Here is an 18,147-nt window from a genome sequence, read left to right as displayed (position 1 = left end):
GGGAACAACTGCAACGCATTATCTTTATCCAATGAACCTCTCAAGCTATATCGACCATACCATACTCAAACCAACCACCCTGGTTGCAGACATAGAAAAACTCTGCGCCGAAGCCCGGCAGTACGGCTTTGCCGCAGTATGCGTGCCACCCAATTTCGTAAAAAAAGCGAAAGGGTTAACAGCGGGCAGTGATGTGAAAGTGGCGACGGTGATTGGTTTTCCATTTGGATATTCTGCCATCGAAGCAAAGATCGCGGAGATCTTACTGGCCATGGTAGATGGCGCGGATGAGCTCGATGTGGTCGTCAATATTTCGGCCATTAAAAACAACGACTGGATGTATCTCGCCAGCGAGATCAACCACATCATGCCCATCATCCGCAGCAAAGGCAAAGTGGTGAAGATCATCATCGAGAGCGGTGTGCTTACAGACGAAGAGATTGTAAAATGCTGCGAGATATACGGGGTTGCGGGGATCGATTTCCTCAAAACGTCAACCGGCTACGCAGAAAAAGGCGCAACGGTGGAAGCGGTAAAATTGTTCAGGTTCCATCTGCCCGCAAACGTACAGATCAAGGCATCGGGCGGGATCCGCGATTATGCCTTTGCCAAACAACTGGTAGACGCAGGCGCCACAAGACTCGGCTGCAGTGCAAGCGTAGCGATCGTTCAGGGCGCACCGGCAGGGGAAGGAAGTTATTAACCGCTGTTGGGCCGCATGCCTTTTATCTGCCCCAATCGTTAATTTTAAAGACTTATGGCTTCCGGCTAAAGCCTTATAGCTATTTTTGTCGTATGAAATTGTTTGCAGCGTTCTTACTGGTACTGTTTGTTTCTTTCGCAAAAGCGGGAGATACGATCGTGGTGCGGAAGGATGCGAGGCTGGATGTACTGAGTGTAAAACAAAACCAGCACAACCAACGCATGTCGATGATGCTGCCCAATGGTTTGTACAGGGGCTTCCGGATACAGATCATCAGCACTCCTAAAAGAGACGATGCATTCAACGCAAAAGCGAACCTGGAGGCGCAGTTTCCGGGGGAGAAAACCTACATCGTTTACCAATCGCCCAACTTCAAAGTGCGCATCGGGAATTTTACCAGGAGAGAAGACGCGAACAAATTCAAGGCCGAGCTCAACAAGGTATTTCCAAACGGGGTTTACATTGTTGACGATGCGGTTGAATACATACCGAAGGAAGAGGACGATCCCATCAACCAATAGAAGATCATGCTACAGCAGAAAATAAAAGAACTGGCCAGACAGTATTCCGACGAATTCATTGCCGTGCGCAGGCACCTGCATGCAAATCCAGAACTGAGTTACCAGGAGTTTGAAACGAGCAAGTTCATTCAATCGAAACTCAGTGCTTTCGGAATTCCCTTCGAAGTAAAGGCAACCACCGGTGTACTGGGCATCATCAAGGGAAAAAATCCCGCGAGCCGCACCATCGCCCTGCGCGCCGATATGGATGCATTGCCGATACAGGAAGAAAACGAACTCGACTACAAATCAAAGAACGCCGGCGTAATGCATGCCTGCGGCCATGATGTGCATACCACCATCTTGCTTGGCGCCGCAAAAATCCTGAACGAACTGAAAAACGATTGGGAAGGAACGATCAAACTTTTGTTTCAGCCGGGTGAAGAAAGAAATCCCGGTGGCGCGAGTTATATGATCAAGGATGGCGTGCTCGAAAACCCGAAACCCGAGGGCATTTACGGCCTGCACGTACACCCGGGGCTCGACCTCGGCAAATTGAGTTTTCGTAAGGGAAGGGTGATGGCCAGCGCCGATGAGATCTACATCACCATCAGGAGCAAAGGAGGCCATGCGGCAGCGCCCCACTTAACTGCAGACACAGTACTGATCGCCTCGCACCTGATCGTGGGCCTGCAGCAACTGATCTCGCGAAACAACAATCCGACCTCACCGTCGGTACTCTCCATCTGTTCCATACAGGGTGGACATACCACCAATGTAATACCCAGCGAGGTAAAGCTCATGGGCACTTTCCGCGCAATGGATGAAACATGGCGCTACAGGGCACACGAACTTATACGCAAACTTGCAACCGGGCTCGTTGAATCGATGGGCGCAGAGATCGACCTGCACATTGATGTGGGCTACCCGACGGTTGACAATGACCCCGTGCTCACAGGAAAGGGCTGGGAGCTGGCGAACGAATACATGGGTAAAGAAAATGTGCTGGAAACAGAAATGCGCATGGGTGCCGAGGATTTTGGATATTACACACAGCTGATACCCGGATGCTTTTACAGGCTTGGCGTACGCAATACCGATCAGGGCATCGTTCACAACGTACACACCCCGAAATTCAACATCGATGAACGTGCCATTGAAACGGGAATGGGGATGATGGCATGGTTGGGCGCCGCAACGAAATGATCGGCATCAACCTTGTCCCTGAAAATTGCCATTATCCTGTCATTTTAATAAATTGTATTTTGCACCCCTTACCAACGCCAGGACAAGGCGATGGATTGTTAAGGTTTGCCCCGCGCAGACCGGTAACCTAAAAAAGAATTATGTCGAAACATACAGATCTGCGAAAGGAACAGGCGCTGGAGTATCATTCCAGCGGACGGCCCGGTAAGATTGAGGTAGTGCCCACCAAAGAAGCCAAAACCCAACGCGATCTCTCACTTGCGTACAGCCCGGGTGTGGCCGTTCCCTGTATGGAGATCTTCAACAACGTTGAAGATGTTTATAAATACACCGCAAAGGGAAACCTTGTAGCAGTGATCAGCAATGGTACCGCTGTATTGGGCCTCGGCGATATCGGGCCCGAAGCAAGCAAACCCGTAATGGAAGGGAAAGGCGTACTGTTCAAAATATTTGCAGACATAGACGTGTTCGATATCGAGATCAATGAAAAGGACCCGGAGAAATTTGTACAGATCGTAAAAGCGCTCGAGCCAACGTTTGGCGGCATCAATCTCGAAGACATCAAAGCCCCGGAGTGTTTTTACATAGAGCAGGAGCTGAAAAAACAGATGAACATTCCTGTGATGCACGACGACCAGCACGGAACCGCCATCATCAGCAGTGCGGCCCTGCTCAATGCGCTCGACCTGCAGAAAAAGAAGATAGAGAAGGTTTGTTTTGTAGTGAACGGCGCCGGCGCAGCGGCTATGGCATGCATACAATTGTATGTGGCGCTGGGTGCGAAATACGAGAATTTCACTTTGTTTGATAAGGACGGGGTGTTACACAAGGGCCGCACCGATCTTGGCGACCGCGAGAAGTTTGCTGTGAAGAAATCGGATATCACCCTTGAAAAAGCGATGAAAGATGCCGATGTTTTCCTGGGATTGAGTGTAGGAAATGTGGTAACGCAGGATATGATCCGCAGCATGGCCAAAAACCCGATCGTGTTCGCAATGGCAAACCCCGACCCGGAGATCAGTTACGAAGATGCGACCGCCGCGCGCAAAGACATCATCATGGCAACAGGGAGAACAGATTATCCCAACCAGGTGAACAACGTACTCGGCTTTCCTTATATTTTCCGTGGCGCGCTCGATGTGCGTGCGCGGCAGATCAACGAAGCAATGAAACTCGCCGCGGTGAGAGCGCTCGCAGACCTTGCCAAATCACCAGTTCCGGATATCGTGAACCTGGCGTACAACCAGCAGAGCATGTCGTTCGGCCCGGAATACATCATTCCCAAACCGCTCGATCCGCGTTTGCTCGCTACGGTGGCGCCGGCTGTTGCAAAAGCGGCGGTTGAAAGCGGGGTGGCACAGAAAGCGATCAGCAACTGGGACGCCTATACACTTGAGCTGAACAAACGCCTGGGCCTCGATAACCAGCTCATCCGCGTGATCGGCAACAAAGCCCGCCGCGATCCGAAACGCCTTGTGTTTGCAGAGGCCGACAACCAGAAAATATTAAAAGCCGCAAGCATCATTTACGACGACGGCATCGCTTACCCGATACTATTGGGCGACCCGGAAAAGATCAAACGCATTGCGGAAGAGAACAACATCGATATCAGCGATATCCCGATCATCGATCCGCGCAGCGATGAAAACGAAAAGAAAAGGGAATTTTACAGCGAAATATTTTTCAAGAAGCGCCACCGCAAAGGCATCAACAAATATGAGAGCCTGAAGATCATGAAAGACCGCAACCATTTCGGTTGTATGATGGTGGAAACAGGCGATGCAGATGCAATGCTCTCCGGCCTCACTAAAAATTATGCAGAAGCGATCCGTCCGGCACTGGCTATCATAGGAACAGAAGAGGGCGTAAAGAAGATAGCGGGTATGTACCTGCTGCTTACTAAAAAAGGGCCGTTGTTTCTTGCAGACACCACGGTTAACTTCAATCCTACCGCAGAAGAACTGGCCGACATTACCATGATGGTGGCAAAGGAGGTACGCAACTTTAACCTTGTACCCCGTATTGCAATGCTCAGCTACAGTAATTTCGGCAGCAGCGATTCTGCAGAGGCGAGACTGGTGGCAGATGCCACGCGTATATTGAAACAACGCAACCCATCCCTGGTTGTAGACGGTGAAATGCAGGGCAGTATGGCGTTCAACAAAGAGATCCTTCGCGATAACTACCCGTTCAGCGAACTGGTGAACGAAGATGTGAACGTGCTGATGTTCCCCAACCTGACCTCGGGCAACGTTGCCTACAATTTATTGAAAGAAGTAGGCGGCGCCGATGCCATTGGCCCGATTTTGTTGGGATTGAAAAAGCCGGTCCACGTTTTGCAACTGGGCAGTACTGTGAGGAGTATTATCAACATGGCACTTGTTGCCGTGGTGGATGCACAGCTCAAATGCCGGATGAACACAGACGAGGCCGTGCAGAAGAGCACCTGGTGGAAACGGTTGAAGAAAAAGAAAAAATAGATCGCTGCCCCGGCAGGAGATCGTGATCTGATCATTATTCATTACTAATCAAGCAGCATGTCCTTTTTCACTCATTTCGGCACATACTTACTTATGCTCAAGGGCATGTTTACCAAGCCGGAGAACTGGCGCATGTACTGGAAAGAGTTTATGCACCAATGCGTGGAGATCGGGATCGGGGCGCTGCCCATTGTGGTGATCATCTCCTTGTTCCTGGGTGCGGTAACCACGGTGCAAACGGCCTACCAGCTCGTGAGCCCGCTCGTGCCGCCATCTACCATCGCGCAGATCGTAAGGGACAGTATGATCCTGGAACTTTCACCAACGGTAGTAAGTATTGTATTGGCCGGCGTGGTAGGAAGCAAGATCGCCAGTGAGCTCGGCAACATGCGCATCAGCGAGCAGATCGATGCCTTGGAGATCATGGGCATCAATACAAAAAGTTACCTGGTGGCGCCAAAGATCATGGCGGCGCTGGTGGTGATACCCGCATTGATCGTGATCTCCGCTGTATTGGGAATCTGGGGCGGAAGAACCGCCGGCTCTATGTCGGGCATTCTCGCTACCGATATTTTTGACATCGGCCTGCGCCAGAACCTCAACATCTACAACATCAACTTTGCGATGTACAAAGCGTACACCTTTGCATTTATCCTGAGCAGCATACCCGCCTACTATGGCTACAATGTGAAAGGCGGCTCACTTGAGATCGGCCGCGCAAGCACAAGCGCCGTGGTAGTAAGCTGTATCCTCATCCTTTGTGCAGATTATGCATTGGCAGCGCTGCTTTTGTGATCGCACGGCATGAAACCGGCGACAAACATTTAAGCGCCGCCACCACCGGAAAATTCGTAGCTTGGTTGACCGATACAAACGAATAAAATGAAAAAATATTCCTTTCTGCTCGTTTTCGTTGCACTGGCATCGATCCATGCAGGCGCATCCGACAGTCTCTACCACCCACTCGCAAACGCAAAAAAAGACATCGCCGAAGCCATCAAAAAAGCAAAGGCCGAAAACAAACACGTATTGATACAGGCCGGCGGAAACTGGTGCAGCTGGTGCCTTGAGTTTAACAGGTTTACAACCACCGACAAACAAATGGACTCTGCGATCAACGCAGATTACATAGTGTATCATCTCAATTATAGTCCGCAGGCAAAAAACTTCGAGGTCTTTAAACAGTACGGATTTCCGAACCGTTTTGGCTTCCCTGTTTTTCTGATCCTCGATGGAAACGGGAAACTCATTCACACCCAGAACTCTTCTTACCTCGAAGAGGGAAAAAGTTACAACAAGAAAAAAGTGCTTGGTTTTCTTGCCGACTGGAAACCCAAAGTTTTGGACGAAAAAAACTACGGGTACCTGAAAAATTGATTGATATAATATATTGTTCTCGTAGGCGCCCTGCCTGAGCCAAACAGAAGCCTGCCCAAAGCCGAAACAATGAACCCCGAATTCCAGAAGCAGATCCTCAACCCAATCAAGTTCCGGCTGTTCATGCTCAGCCGGTTGCCCGCCGCATTTTTTGCGGGGTTAAGGGTGAAGGAGTTGTCGGGCCACAAAGCGGTGGTTTCAGTGCGTTACAAATGGTTCACGCAAAATCCTTTTCGCTCGATGTATTTTGCAGTTCAGTCGATGGCCGCAGAAATGAGCACAGGGTTGCTCGCTTCCGGTCATATTTACAAACGCAACCCTGCCATCAGTATGCTCGTGGTTGGGATCGAAGCAAAATTTTTCAAGAAAGCTACCGATGTTGTTTCTTTTACCTGCAACGATGGTGAGGCCATCCTTCAGCAAATAGAAGAGGCAGTAGTCACCGGCGAACCCCGGACCATCAAATGCAGGTCGGAAGGAACCGATATTGCAGGTGATGTGGTGTCGGAGTTTTTTATAACCTGGAGTTTTAAAGCAAGGACCAAATAGAAGGAAACGGAAACAGGATCGATAAAATCAGAACTATGCAACTTTCATTTCACGGCGCAGCCAGAACGGTAACGGGTTCAAAACACCTGCTCACATTAAACAACGGCAAACAGGTACTGCTCGATTGCGGGTTGTTTCAAGGTATGGGCAAAGACACAGATGCACTGAATGCATCTTTCGGATTTGATCCGCGTTCTGTTAGTTGCCTCGTATTGTCGCACGCACATATCGATCATTCCGGTTTGATACCCAAACTTGTGAAAGAGGGTTTCAACGGCCCCATCTATGCAACGCCCGCCACCAAAGAACTTGCCGCCATCCTGCTGGAAGATTCTGCGCACATTCAGCGCGACGATACCAGGTTCATCAATAAACGAAGGGCGCGCCAGGGACTGCCCCCTTACGAACCCTTATACGATATAGACGATGCCGTACGTGCGCTTGATCTGTTTAAGTCGATGAACTACGACGAGTGGACAAAAATTGAAGAAGGTGTGGAGGTATTGTTTACCGATGCCGGGCACATCATCGGCAGCGCAGCGGTGCACCTGAAAATAGAAGAAGCGGGAAAGACAACAAGCCTCAGCTTCAGCGGCGATGTTGGCCGCTACAACGATGCCATACTCCGTGCGCCCGCAACTTTTCCCCAGGCAGATTATATTATCCTGGAAAGTACCTACGGCAACCGTTTGCACGATGACGTTACCGGAACAACCGACCATTTTCACGAATGGATCGTAAAAACATGCATTCAGAAGAAAGGAAAACTCATCATTCCCGCTTTTAGCGTAGGGCGTACGCAGGAGTTGCTGTTTACACTCAACCAACTCGAACTCGAAAAACGGCTGCCGCAAATTCCTGTTTATGTTGACAGCCCCTTGAGCAGGGAGGCCACCGAACTTGTAAAGGCCTACCCGCAATATTTTAACCAAACGATCCAGGAAATCATGCGGACGGACAGCGATCCATTCGATTTCAAAGGATTGACATTTATAAAAACGGTCGACGAAAGCAAACGCCTCAATGAACTGCCGCAGCCATGCATCATTATTTCTGCAAGTGGAATGGCAGATGCGGGCCGGGTGAAACACCATATCATGAACAACATCAGCGATGAGCGCAACACCATCCTGATGGTTGGCTACTGTGAGCCAAGATCGCTGGGCGGAAGGCTGATGAACGGCGCAAAAGAAGTAAAGATCTTTGGCGAGCAATACAAAGTGATTGCCGAAGTAGGGCAGATGCGCAGCATGAGTGCACACGGCGATTACGACGATCTCTGCCAGTTTATAAAAGGGCAATCGCCCAGGAAGATATTCCTCGTTCATGGTGAATACGACGTGCAGCAGGAATTTGCAAAACGACTCCGCAGCAAAGGATACCGTGCTGTTGAAATTCCCGAGCAACATGCAGTCACAAACTTATAAATAGCAATCAAATCAATACGCGGCATGCAACACAACACAATGATCAGTGAAGAGATCGGGAGAATATACAACGAACATTTTGGGGCGCAGGACCTGATCGTACGTTCACCCGGAAGAATAAACCTTATTGGCGAGCATACAGATTACAACATGGGCTTTGTATTGCCCGCAGCTATCGACAAAGCCATTTACATGGCCATCGGCAAAAGAAACGACCAGCAGATCCATTTGTACGCAGGCGATCTTGGCGAATCTTATGAAACGTCCCTGCAAGGCCTTAAAAAAAGCGGCAGGCATTGGCCCGATTACATTTTGGGTGTTGTTGACGAGTTTACAAAAGCGGGCTACACATTAAACGGGTTCAACGCGGTGGTAATGGGAGACGTGCCATTGGGCGCGGGTCTTTCTTCTTCCGCAGCCGTTGAGTGCGTTACCGCGTTTGCCTTGAATGAATTGTTTGGATTGGGCATCGATAAAAAAGCAATGGTGCAGTTTTCGCAAAGGGCTGAGAATGAATTTGTGGGAATGAAATGCGGTATCATGGACCAGTTTGCCAGTATGTTCGGAAAGAAAGAACATGTGATCCGCCTCGATTGCCGCTCCCTCGAATACGCCTACATGCCATTTGAAACTACCGATATCTCCATCCTATTGTTTGATACAGGAGTGAAACATTCACTCGCCTCCAGCGAATACAATACACGCAGGCTGGAATGCGAAGAAGGCGTAAGCATCATCCACCAAAAATATCCCTCGGTGCAAAGCCTGCGCGATGCCGATGCGGCAATGGTGGAAGAATGTTTGTCGCAGGGAAACCAAACCATCTACCGCCGCTGCCGGTTCATGGTCGACGAGATCCAACGCGTGCAGGACGCCTGTAACGACCTGGTTAACCACGATCTTGCTTCGTTCGGGAAAAAAATGTACGCAACCCACGATGGCCTCAGCAAAATGTACGAAGTGAGCTGTCCCGAAGCAGATGGACTCGTTGACATGGTAAGAAACAACAGCAACGTTCTCGGTGCGCGCATGATGGGTGGCGGGTTTGGCGGATGCACCATCAATATCGTAAAGAAAGGTGCAGAAAAAGAATTGGCGGAGAACACAGCGGAACAATACCGGAAACGCTTCAACCTCGAATTAAAAACATACGTTGTTGCCATCGACAACGGAACCTCTGTAGTTGCTTAAACCCGATACATGAACAACGAAGCCATTCACACTTACCGGCAACGTGCCAACAACTTCCGCGCCGGGGAAAAAAAGCGGTCCGTTCAGTTGTCGCGGACAAGCGTTTTGCGCCTGCTTTTGTTTGCCGGTTTCGCATGGTTTGTTTACCGGGCGTTCAGCAACAGGTTTGCCGGACTGGATATACTGGTTGCATTGGTATTGCTTGCTCTTTTTCTTTCGATGGTGTTTGTTGCAGACAGCATCCGTAAAAAAATGAAGTTCCTGCAGCAGCTGGTAAAAATAAACGAGAACGAAATTGCGGTTGCCAATGGCGATCCTTCTTTCTTGAGCAATGGAGCAGAACTCGCACCGCCAAAAGGCTTCCCGGCCGATCTGAATGTGTTTGGTAAAAATTCGCTTTTTCATATACTCAACCGAACCGGCAGCCAAAGCGGTAAGGAGCAATTGGGCAGGCGGCTGGCTTTCCCCTTTAGCGATGCAAAGGACATCCGCAATTACCAGGCCTGTGTAAAAGAGATGGCAGGCTATATCGACTTCCGCCAGGCGCTGCTCGCGCATACCTTACTCTTCAAAGAAGAGAACACGCTGGCGCAACTGCAAACAGGAATAGATGCAAACCGGTTCTCCGAATTAAACAACAGATTCTGGTCGGTGATGGCGGTTGTATGGCCATTGCTGAGTGTAACAGCGATCGTTTATTCGGCTTCTGTCAACAATTACAAATCGGTTCTGGCTGCAACCATTCTCGGGTTGGGTGTGATAGGGCTGATATTGAAAAAAATAAACCTGCTGTATTACCATATTTCAAAACGCAGTTATCTCTACAGCCAGTATGCAAAATGTTTCAGGCTCATCAATGCGCAAAAATTTGAACATCCCTATCTACAGGAGAAACAGGAAGCGATCAGGCATGCATCTGGGGCGTTTTCAAAATTGTCGGGTTTAACCGGTGTGTTCGACTTGCGATTGAGCCTGTTCTCCATTTTCATCAACGGTCTTTTTCTCTGGGATCTTTCGTGTGCACGTGCTTATTTGAAATGGAACGAGCAATACCAGCCGCATATCAAGAACTGGTTTGAAACATTGGGCGAAATTGAATTGCTCAATTCCATTGCTGCGTTTTATTACAACCATCCTTTGTTCGTGTTTCCGCAGGTTGTGGAGGATCGTATTGTTATCGAAGCCACTGCACTCGGGCATCCGCTGATGAAAGAAGAATCAGCAGTTGCAAACGACGTCAGCATCGGCGGGCAGGCAAAATTGCATTTGATCACCGGGTCGAACATGTCTGGCAAAAGCACGTTTTTAAGAACCATCGGCTTGAACCTCGTTCTTGCACAGCTGGGGGCGCCTGTGTTTGCAAAACATTTCACGTTCCATCCTTTGCGCCTGCTCACATCCTTTCACCACATCGATTCGCTGGAAGAAAGCACCTCCTATTTTTATGCCGAACTGAAATCGTTGAAAGAGATCATCGACGCATTGGAAAACCCGAAACCTGCATTGGTTTTGCTGGATGAAGTGATGCGCGGCACCAACTCAAAAGACAAACACGATGGCTCCGCATTGCTGATCAGGAAACTGCTCGGTTTTTCATGCCTCTCCCTCATTGCCACGCACGATACGGAGTTGGGCGTTCTGGCAGATCACCATCCCGGCATGATCGAGAATTTCTGTTTTGAAAGCGAACTGGCAAACAACGAACTCAGCTTCGATTTTAAAATGAGAAAAGGCGTTGCGCAAAGCAAGAATGCAACCTTTCTCATGCAGAAAATGGGAATCGTCTGAACAACAAATATTCGGTGCCCGCCTGCGGTCTTATTCAATTGTCTTTACCACTCTCGTCATCTTTCCCGCTTCATTAATGCCTTCCAGCACCACCTGGAATTTTTTGGTGATGTCGTTGTTGTAAAATTCAACCTGGACCTTTGTGCTCTTGCCCACTGTAACCACATAAGGGTTCCAATAAAGCGTTACGCGTTTGTCTTGCGGCGTTGCATTCGCATCGGGCGTTTCGTAAGAAGGGCTGTAAAATTCCCTGAACTGTGTATAACCGGTGATCATTGCGTTTTCAAGCCCTGCTGCTTCGTCTTTCACCCATTTGTCGTCGCCGCCTTTTTTGGTCCAAACAGCTACCGCGCCACCGCGGCCTCCGCCTGTGGCGAACATAAAGGGCGGGCGGAATACTTTGATCATGGCCACTTCGTTCATCGGCAGGTCGAGTATGGTTTGCTTGCTTTCGCTTGTGAGTTGCATTTCATTCAGGAACAACGACGTTTCAAAACCGCGCCATCCGATGTTTGCACCGCGTATTTCCAGCCCGGGAACTTTTCCCTGCAAGTACTCAAAAACATTTTGTGCGGTGATGTACCGGCTGTCTGTAAGATCAAAGATGGCGGCCTCGTTTCTTGCGAAGAAACCCGTTGAATATTTTTCGCTCAACACCTGTTCCTTTGTTTTCGCGGTTGTATTTACGGTAACCTCCTGCAGGGTTGCCTCCGACATTTTTTTACGCAGCAGCTCCTGTTCGGCAAGAATCACGTCGAGTTTCGATTTTGCAAGACTGTCGCTCCACGAAGAGGATGTATTGTTTGCCACTGTTATTTTTTTACCTGGCTCAGGTTTCATCAAACCTGTTTCAAACTGCGCTTTGGCTACGCCGTTCAATTTTGGATCGGTGAACGAATAGTATGCCCTGGCGGTATCATAAAAAAATACATCCTGCGAAAAACTTCCTGTTTTGTCAATCGGCACAACAACAAATTGCCTGCTGCTGTCTTTGGTACGCATGATGAGGTTCATAGAAGCCTCCGAATTGCGTTTCAACCCGGAAACCTTTCCCTTCAGCTTCATGTACTCCGTTTCGGCAACATGAGAAATTTTGGGCGGTACTTGTTTTTTGATCTGCTCCCAGTCGAACCGCCGCCATCCATTGGTCAGCATCACGAGATCCAGGTGATCCTTTACGCTGTCTGCATCGTTTGAGAAATAATAAGCAGGGTTGTGGATCTTACCTTTGATCTCACTGCTCAGCAACATATCCGAAAAGATCGATTCGTCGCCGGCTCCAGTCAACGATGCGTCTGTTACTGCAATCGACATATTGCTCAATGTTGTATCATCAACAGCGATCTCTAAAACATTTTTTGCGCGCTTTGCCAGCCCGCGAACCGGTGCGGATATTGTGGTATTGAACCTGTATGTTTGTTTGTTGATGAATACGATGCGTTCGGCAACAGGAATCTGGTCGGAAGTGAACAAAGTGAACTGCAATATTCCCGCCGGCAAATTCGCGATCGGGAGATCACCCGTGAGTGTTGTTTTCTCCGCGGCATTGATGTTAACGCGGTACAGCGCTATCTTGTTCATGTGAACAAGCAGGGTCATGTGTTTGAAATTACCCGTCGCCGTTGCGGTACGGTCTACCTGGAACCGCGCCTTATCCGGCGTTGTTTTGATGTCGAGCCTTGCCCCGTCTGTTTTTGAAACTTCAACAGGGGTGCTGCCGGCAACGCCGTTCTCATCTGTCCAGTTTATTTTGTAGGATTGCTGTGGCAACGGGTTGAGATAGAAACTACCCATGCCATCGTGCCTTGCAGCAAACGAATCAATGGTATTGCCCGTATTGTCTACCAATATAGCCTTCACAAAAACAGGCTGGCCATAAGGGTTGGTTGCTTTGAACGCGATGCGGGTGTTCAATCCCTGTACAAGAAAACCGCCTTCGGGAAAAATTTCAAATTTAGTTTTTTGTGCCGCCGGCCTCGCGGGCCGTTGCAGGGATCCGTTGTTAACGGGTAACTGCTTTTCATAAGCAAATGCGGGATCATCGTTCAGCATCCATTTTGTGAAAGCGCGTACGGTGAGGTTTTCTCCTTTGTAATCCGTGGGTATATCGAACGAACCTTTGGCAGTGGACTGGATCAGCGGTGCCACTGTTTGTTTGATCATCTTTCCGTCTGCATCGTACCATTCAAGGTACACGTTCTTGCTGGGCATGGAGGTTTCGGCGCTGTGAAGAATGTATACCTTGTACCAAACCGTTTCTGCTTTGTTGTAAATGTTTTTATCGAAATGGATGTGCATTTTTTCGAGTGGCAGCTTCTCCGCATACATAGCCATCATCGAATCGATGTCCTGCGCAGAAAGTTGCGCAACAAAAAATGTAAAAAGTAAGGCAGCTGCGGCGCGCAGGAGTTTTGGTTTCATTTAATGAATATATCATATGTGTTTGATATATCCTCTTAAATGGAGGTTAATAGATGTTGCGGTAAGTTAATATTTGTTAATGCCATACCGCGCGTTCCCGCGATAAGGCAGCGCTCATAACATCGTCGATCAATCAATCGGCTTTTGTGGCCGCATCGATCATTCTTACCACTCTCACCATTTTTCCTTTTGCATTGATGCCCTCAAGTACTACCTGGAATTTTTTAGTGAAGTCGTTGTTGAAGAACTGCACCCTTACACGCGGGCTTTTTTTATTGGTGATGATGTAGGGGTTCCAGTAAAGCGTGGTACGGCTGTCGGGATCTGCAGAACCATCTGTTGGCTTCTCATAACTAGGATTGTAAAATTCCTTGAACCTCGAGTACCCGCCCAGCAGTGCATTGTCGAGCCCTTTTGCATTGGGGTCGGCCTTTCTTCCGTCGGCGCCTTTCTTCAGGTAGATGGCGATCGCTCCGCCGCCGCCGCCGCCTGCTGCGCCAAAGAACGGCGGACGGAAAACTTTCACCATGGCGATATCGGTAACCGGGATACCCGTAACCATATCCATATCGGAAGGCGATTCGTTCACAAAAAGATCGGGTGTGCCGCCGCGCCAGGTCATGGTTGCGTTTGCGCCCTGGCCGCTGATCTGCAATCCTGCTACACGGCCCTGCAGATAGGCGATGATGTCCTGTGATCCGATCATTTTATCATCGGTCAGGTCAAAGGTCTGCGCATCTCCACCGGAGAACAACCCCGTTGAATATTTTTCGTCCAGGATCTGTTCCTTTGATTTTGTTCTTGTCTTCACAATTACTTCCTGTAGTGTAGAAGAGGCCATCCGCTTTTTGAGCAGTTCCTGTTCCATCAAAAGCTGGTTCAGTCTTGCCTGTGCAACGCTGTCGTTCCACACAAAAGAACGTGAGTTGTCGAGCTGAATCGTTTTTGCCTGCTGGCGCAACAAGCCATTGTCAAACTGCACCTGCGTGGTCTCAGACAGTTTTTTATTCTGGTTGAATGTATAATAAACACGCGCCGTATCGTAAAAGAACATGCGCTGCTGAAAGCTTCCGTCTTTTTCAACGGGCGTAAAAAGAAATTGTTTGCTGCTGTCTTTTCCTACCACGATCATGTTGAGCACAATGGGTACGCTGCTCGATCCGGGTTTCAGGCCCAATACCTTTCCTTCCATTTTCATATACTCCGTTTCAACAGGATAGGTAACTTTCGGCGGCGTATTGGCTTTGATCTTTTCCCAATCAAACCTGCGCCATCCATTCGTCATCATTACAAGATCCAGGTGTGCGGTTACCGAGTCTGCATCGCTGGCGAGATAGTAGCCGGGGTTGTATATTTTTCCCCTGATCTCGCTGCTTAATAAAATATCGGAGTAGATGGTGTTTTGGTCGGGCGGGTTCAGTGCGGCATCGGTAACTGCGAGCGACATGTTTGCAAACAAGGTATCCGGCACAAAAACCTCAAAAACGTTTTTTCCTCTTTTGTTCAGGTTGATGATAGGCGCCGTCACTTTTGCATTGAACTCGTGCATGCGGTTGTTGATGAACACGATCCGCTCCGCCACCGGCACCCAGTCTGATGTGAACAGCGTGAATTGCAGAACGCCGGTTGGCATTTCATCGATCGGCACTTCGGCATTCAGGTTTGTTCTTTCCGAAAGATTGAGGCTGATCTTGTAATAGGGATTCTGGTTCATGTGGACCAGCAAAGTCATGTGCTTGAAATTTTCGGGTACATCATCCGTACGCTCCACCTGGAACTTTGCCTTGTCGTTGGTTGTTTTAACCGAGATCTTCGCTCCCTGTTTTTTTGTAACGGGCACAGGGGTAGAACCGGTTACGCCGTTCTCGTCTGTCCAGTTGATTCGGTACTGCGTTTGTCCATCCGGCATCAGGTAAAAACTGCCCATGCCATCGTGCTTTACTTTAAGGGTGTCGAGTGTTTTGTTTTTTTCGTCTACCAGCAGCCCTTTTATAAAAACGGGGTTACCGAACTGGTTGGTGGCCTTGAATGCGATGCGCGTATTCAAACCCTGTATCAAAAAACCACTTTCAGGAAAGATCTCTACCTTGGTTTTATTGGGCGCCGGGCGCGATGTGGTTCTTACGGTGCTGGTGTTTACCAGCAGTTCTTTTTCGTAGCTGAAGGCGGGGTCGTCGTTCAGCATCCAGCGCGTAAACGCTTTCATGTGGATGTTGTTGCCCCTGTATTCGGCAGGAATGTCGAAGGAGCCTTTGGCGGTAGACTGGTACAGCGGCGCAACGGTTTGTTTGATGAGCCGGCCGGTAGTGTCGTACCATTCCACGTAAACATTCTTACTGAGGTTGGTGAGTTCGCTGCTGTTTTGCAGGATGTATATTTTATACCAGATGGTTTCTTCTTTGTTGTAGATCGTTTTGTCAAAATGAACATGGATCTTTTCAGCAGGAAATTGTTCAGCATACACCGTGATCATCGAATCAACCTGCGCAGAACCTTTTGCAATAAAAACGAAGGTGAATGCCACGGCCAGTAAACGGAAAAAATGGTTTTTCATCCAGTGGAATATTACGTGTTAGATAAATGCAAGTTAAAGGATCAACGGTATTTTTCCGCAAGAAATAGGCTAACGCGGGTTTACGGCCCACATTAACCAGGCATTAACATTTTTTAGGATTTACCGGCCTGGCCGGCAAAAAACTAAATCGCCGCAAATCGCCGCCCCACCGTAAATTTAAAGATCAAAAAAGTGCAAGATGGCCAGAATGGTACCGGTGTTCCTTTGTGTGTTTTTATTGGCGTATGGGAGGCCGGCCTTTGCACAATCGTACCATCCCGTTGACAAATCCTCTTCCGTAAAAGTGACGGTGAAAAATGCCGGCATGGATGTGGAAGCCGTACTCACGGGCCTTGAGGGCGAGATCAGCTTCAATCCTGCCGATCTCAAAACCGCCTCTTTCAACATCAGCCTCGATGCCCGTACCGTTAGCACCGGGATAGACGTACGCGATGAGAACCTGCGTGGCGAAGAATACCTTAATACCGGCGCCCATCCGCGCATCGGTTTTGTTTCGAAGCAGGTAACACAAATGAGGCCGGGCGCCTACACCGTTAAGGGAACGCTTACGATACGGGGCATCAGCAAGGACATCAGCATCCCTTTTACCGCGGTTGCTAAAAACGACGGACTCCTGTTCAGCGGCGAATGCAGGGTCAACCGGCGTGATTTTAAGATAGGGGAGGGCAGCCTTGTTTTATCAGACGGCATGCAGCTTTCACTCAGCGTATTTGCGAAGAAAATATAATATCCAGCTCATGAAAACAGTGATCATCACAGGTGCCAACGGCAATCTCGGAACTGCGGTAACACAAACTTTTCTCAACAAAGGCTACCGGGTCATCGCCACGGTATTCGAAGAAAAGATGATCGCAGAATTCATCAGTCACACCAACCTTGATGTGCGCGTAGTGAATTTGTCTGACGACGGTGCAACCGCCGGCTTCATCGCTTCTGTTATCCGCCAATACGAAAAGATAGATGCCGCCCTGATGCTTGTTGGCGGCTTCGCGATGGGCGGGATCGATGCAACGGCTGTTGCAGACATCGATAAACAGATTTCCCTCAATTTCAAAACAGCCTACCATGTAACGCAGCCGGTATTGCAGCATATGAAAGCGCATGGGGCAGGCAGACTGGTGTTCATCGGCGCAAGGCCGGCCATTGAAGCATCGCAGGGCAAGGATATGGTGGCGTATGGATTGTCCAAATCGCTTCTTTTCAAACTCGCAGAATACATCAACGCCGAAAACAAGGGCAGCAACATTACGGCCACAGTGGTTGCGCCTTCTACATTGGATACGCCGCTGAACCGCAAGAGCATGCCCAACACAGATCCGGAGATTTGGGTAAAACCTGCTGCGCTGGCGGAGATACTTGAATTTGTTGTTTCCGATAAAAGCGAAGTGATCCGCGAAGCCGTTTTAAAAGTATACAACAACGCCTAATTCACAACCATGCTTGCCAAAGACCTTGCCGTACTGTTCGAACGCGACCTGCTCAAATTAAAAACGGAGATCAATGCCTACACCGATGAAAAGAACCGTTGGCGCATCATAGAAGGCACCGCCAACACTGCCGGCAATCTCACACTTCATTTACTCGGAAACCTGCAGCATTATATTGGCCATGTACTGGGCGGCAGCGGTTACCAGCGCAACCGGCCCGCAGAATTCAGCAGCAAGGATGTTCCGCTGGAAACATTGAACCATGGGATCGATACCACGATCGCTGTTGTGGTAAGAACGCTGGGTGCATTACAGCCCGCGGACCTGGACAAACCCTATCCCGAAAATGTTTTCGACGATAGGAAGGACATGACCACCGGTTTCTTTCTTGTTCACCTGCTTTTTCATTTGGGATACCACCTGGGGCAGATCAATTACCACCGCCGTGTTGTGGAAGCGGCCTGACCCTTGCCCGTTCTATTCACTCCTTTTCCACACAAACC

Annotated in this window: 15 protein-coding genes; 13 read left to right on the top strand and 2 right to left on the bottom strand. The window is 49.1% G+C overall.

The window, feature by feature from the left end; genetic code table 11:
* The first annotated feature begins 31 nt into the window (after positions 1–31).
* The 10 genes from deoC to GWC95_RS16050 all read left to right on the top strand — a co-directional run bounded on the left by deoC (position 32) and on the right by GWC95_RS16050 (position 11,221).
* Positions 32–703, top strand: a complete 672-nt coding sequence (gene deoC / locus GWC95_RS16095; protein ID WP_161819739.1) for a deoxyribose-phosphate aldolase — start codon at positions 32–34, stop codon at positions 701–703.
* Between the two features lie 92 nt (positions 704–795).
* A complete protein-coding gene (locus tag GWC95_RS16090) occupies positions 796–1,224 on the top strand; it encodes an SPOR domain-containing protein (RefSeq protein WP_161819738.1) in 429 nt (142 codons plus the stop codon).
* Positions 1,225–1,230: 6 nt separating this feature from the next.
* Positions 1,231–2,409: a M20 metallopeptidase family protein gene (locus GWC95_RS16085; RefSeq protein ID WP_161819737.1), complete on the top strand. Its 1,179-nt coding sequence runs from the start codon at positions 1,231–1,233 to the stop codon at positions 2,407–2,409.
* Between the two features lie 140 nt (positions 2,410–2,549).
* The gene (locus tag GWC95_RS16080) at positions 2,550–4,889 is read left to right on the top strand and encodes an NADP-dependent malic enzyme (protein ID WP_161819736.1); all 2,340 of its coding nucleotides are present in this window, start codon (positions 2,550–2,552) and stop codon (positions 4,887–4,889) included.
* A 57-nt stretch (positions 4,890–4,946) separates the two neighbouring features.
* Positions 4,947–5,684, top strand: coding sequence for an MlaE family ABC transporter permease (locus GWC95_RS16075; RefSeq protein ID WP_161819735.1), 738 nt, complete (start codon positions 4,947–4,949; stop codon positions 5,682–5,684).
* Positions 5,685–5,771: 87 nt separating this feature from the next.
* Entirely contained in the window at positions 5,772–6,266 is a 495-nt protein-coding gene (locus GWC95_RS16070; RefSeq protein WP_161819734.1) for a thioredoxin family protein, read from the top strand.
* 69 nt (positions 6,267–6,335) lie between these two features.
* Complete coding sequence (locus tag GWC95_RS16065; RefSeq protein ID WP_161819733.1) at positions 6,336–6,815, top strand: DUF4442 domain-containing protein; 480 nt, start codon at positions 6,336–6,338, stop codon at positions 6,813–6,815.
* A gap of 35 nt (positions 6,816–6,850) precedes the next feature.
* The gene (locus tag GWC95_RS16060; protein ID WP_161819732.1) at positions 6,851–8,242 is read left to right on the top strand and encodes an MBL fold metallo-hydrolase RNA specificity domain-containing protein; all 1,392 of its coding nucleotides are present in this window, start codon (positions 6,851–6,853) and stop codon (positions 8,240–8,242) included.
* Between the two features lie 24 nt (positions 8,243–8,266).
* Complete coding sequence (galK, locus tag GWC95_RS16055) at positions 8,267–9,433, top strand: galactokinase (RefSeq protein WP_237722181.1); 1,167 nt, start codon at positions 8,267–8,269, stop codon at positions 9,431–9,433.
* Between the two features lie 9 nt (positions 9,434–9,442).
* Entirely contained in the window at positions 9,443–11,221 is a 1,779-nt protein-coding gene (locus tag GWC95_RS16050) for a MutS-related protein (protein WP_161819731.1), read from the top strand.
* 30 nt (positions 11,222–11,251) lie between these two features.
* Here the strand turns inward: GWC95_RS16050 and GWC95_RS16045 are convergent, their stop codons facing one another.
* Together GWC95_RS16045 and GWC95_RS16040 are read right to left on the bottom strand one after the other, a co-directional pair.
* A complete protein-coding gene (locus GWC95_RS16045) occupies positions 11,252–13,642 on the bottom strand; it encodes a hypothetical protein (protein WP_161819730.1) in 2,391 nt (796 codons plus the stop codon).
* Between the two features lie 133 nt (positions 13,643–13,775).
* Positions 13,776–16,196, bottom strand: a complete 2,421-nt coding sequence (locus tag GWC95_RS16040; protein ID WP_161819729.1) for a hypothetical protein — start codon at positions 16,194–16,196, stop codon at positions 13,776–13,778.
* Positions 16,197–16,395: 199 nt separating this feature from the next.
* Between GWC95_RS16040 and GWC95_RS16035 the strand changes: the two genes are divergently transcribed.
* Genes GWC95_RS16035 through GWC95_RS16025 form a run of 3 tightly spaced genes read left to right on the top strand, consistent with a single transcriptional unit; the run spans position 16,396 to position 18,109 of the window.
* Positions 16,396–16,944: a YceI family protein gene (locus tag GWC95_RS16035; protein ID WP_161819728.1), complete on the top strand. Its 549-nt coding sequence runs from the start codon at positions 16,396–16,398 to the stop codon at positions 16,942–16,944.
* 10 nt (positions 16,945–16,954) lie between these two features.
* Positions 16,955–17,644 carry an SDR family NAD(P)-dependent oxidoreductase gene (locus GWC95_RS16030; RefSeq protein ID WP_161819727.1) on the top strand — a complete coding sequence of 230 codons (690 nt, stop codon included), beginning with the start codon at positions 16,955–16,957 and terminating at the stop codon, positions 17,642–17,644.
* Positions 17,645–17,653: 9 nt separating this feature from the next.
* A complete protein-coding gene (locus GWC95_RS16025; protein WP_161819726.1) occupies positions 17,654–18,109 on the top strand; it encodes a DinB family protein in 456 nt (151 codons plus the stop codon).
* The last annotated feature ends 38 nt before the right edge of the window (positions 18,110–18,147 follow it).

This window comes from Sediminibacterium roseum (assembly GCF_009939005.1).
Taxonomy (GTDB): domain Bacteria; phylum Bacteroidota; class Bacteroidia; order Chitinophagales; family Chitinophagaceae; genus Sediminibacterium; species Sediminibacterium roseum.
Note: the sequence above shows the minus strand (reverse complement) of the source record. Positions and strands in the feature narration are given on the sequence as shown.

What these genes read in the sequence shown, in the direction of transcription:
- deoC (WP_161819739.1), top strand. Translation starts at nt 32, where the DNA reads ATGAACCTCTCAAGCTATATCGACCATACCATACTCAAACCAACCACC.
- GWC95_RS16090 (WP_161819738.1), top strand. Translation starts at nt 796, where the DNA reads ATGAAATTGTTTGCAGCGTTCTTACTGGTACTGTTTGTTTCTTTCGCA.
- GWC95_RS16085 (WP_161819737.1), top strand. Translation starts at nt 1,231, where the DNA reads ATGCTACAGCAGAAAATAAAAGAACTGGCCAGACAGTATTCCGACGAA.
- GWC95_RS16080 (WP_161819736.1), top strand. Translation starts at nt 2,550, where the DNA reads ATGTCGAAACATACAGATCTGCGAAAGGAACAGGCGCTGGAGTATCAT.
- GWC95_RS16075 (WP_161819735.1), top strand. Translation starts at nt 4,947, where the DNA reads ATGTCCTTTTTCACTCATTTCGGCACATACTTACTTATGCTCAAGGGC.
- GWC95_RS16070 (WP_161819734.1), top strand. Translation starts at nt 5,772, where the DNA reads ATGAAAAAATATTCCTTTCTGCTCGTTTTCGTTGCACTGGCATCGATC.
- GWC95_RS16065 (WP_161819733.1), top strand. Translation starts at nt 6,336, where the DNA reads ATGAACCCCGAATTCCAGAAGCAGATCCTCAACCCAATCAAGTTCCGG.
- GWC95_RS16060 (WP_161819732.1), top strand. Translation starts at nt 6,851, where the DNA reads ATGCAACTTTCATTTCACGGCGCAGCCAGAACGGTAACGGGTTCAAAA.
- galK (WP_237722181.1), top strand. Translation starts at nt 8,267, where the DNA reads ATGCAACACAACACAATGATCAGTGAAGAGATCGGGAGAATATACAAC.
- GWC95_RS16050 (WP_161819731.1), top strand. Translation starts at nt 9,443, where the DNA reads ATGAACAACGAAGCCATTCACACTTACCGGCAACGTGCCAACAACTTC.
- GWC95_RS16045 (WP_161819730.1), bottom strand. Translation starts at nt 13,642, where the DNA reads ATGAAACCAAAACTCCTGCGCGCCGCAGCTGCCTTACTTTTTACATTT.
- GWC95_RS16040 (WP_161819729.1), bottom strand. Translation starts at nt 16,196, where the DNA reads ATGAAAAACCATTTTTTCCGTTTACTGGCCGTGGCATTCACCTTCGTT.
- GWC95_RS16035 (WP_161819728.1), top strand. Translation starts at nt 16,396, where the DNA reads ATGGCCAGAATGGTACCGGTGTTCCTTTGTGTGTTTTTATTGGCGTAT.
- GWC95_RS16030 (WP_161819727.1), top strand. Translation starts at nt 16,955, where the DNA reads ATGAAAACAGTGATCATCACAGGTGCCAACGGCAATCTCGGAACTGCG.
- GWC95_RS16025 (WP_161819726.1), top strand. Translation starts at nt 17,654, where the DNA reads ATGCTTGCCAAAGACCTTGCCGTACTGTTCGAACGCGACCTGCTCAAA.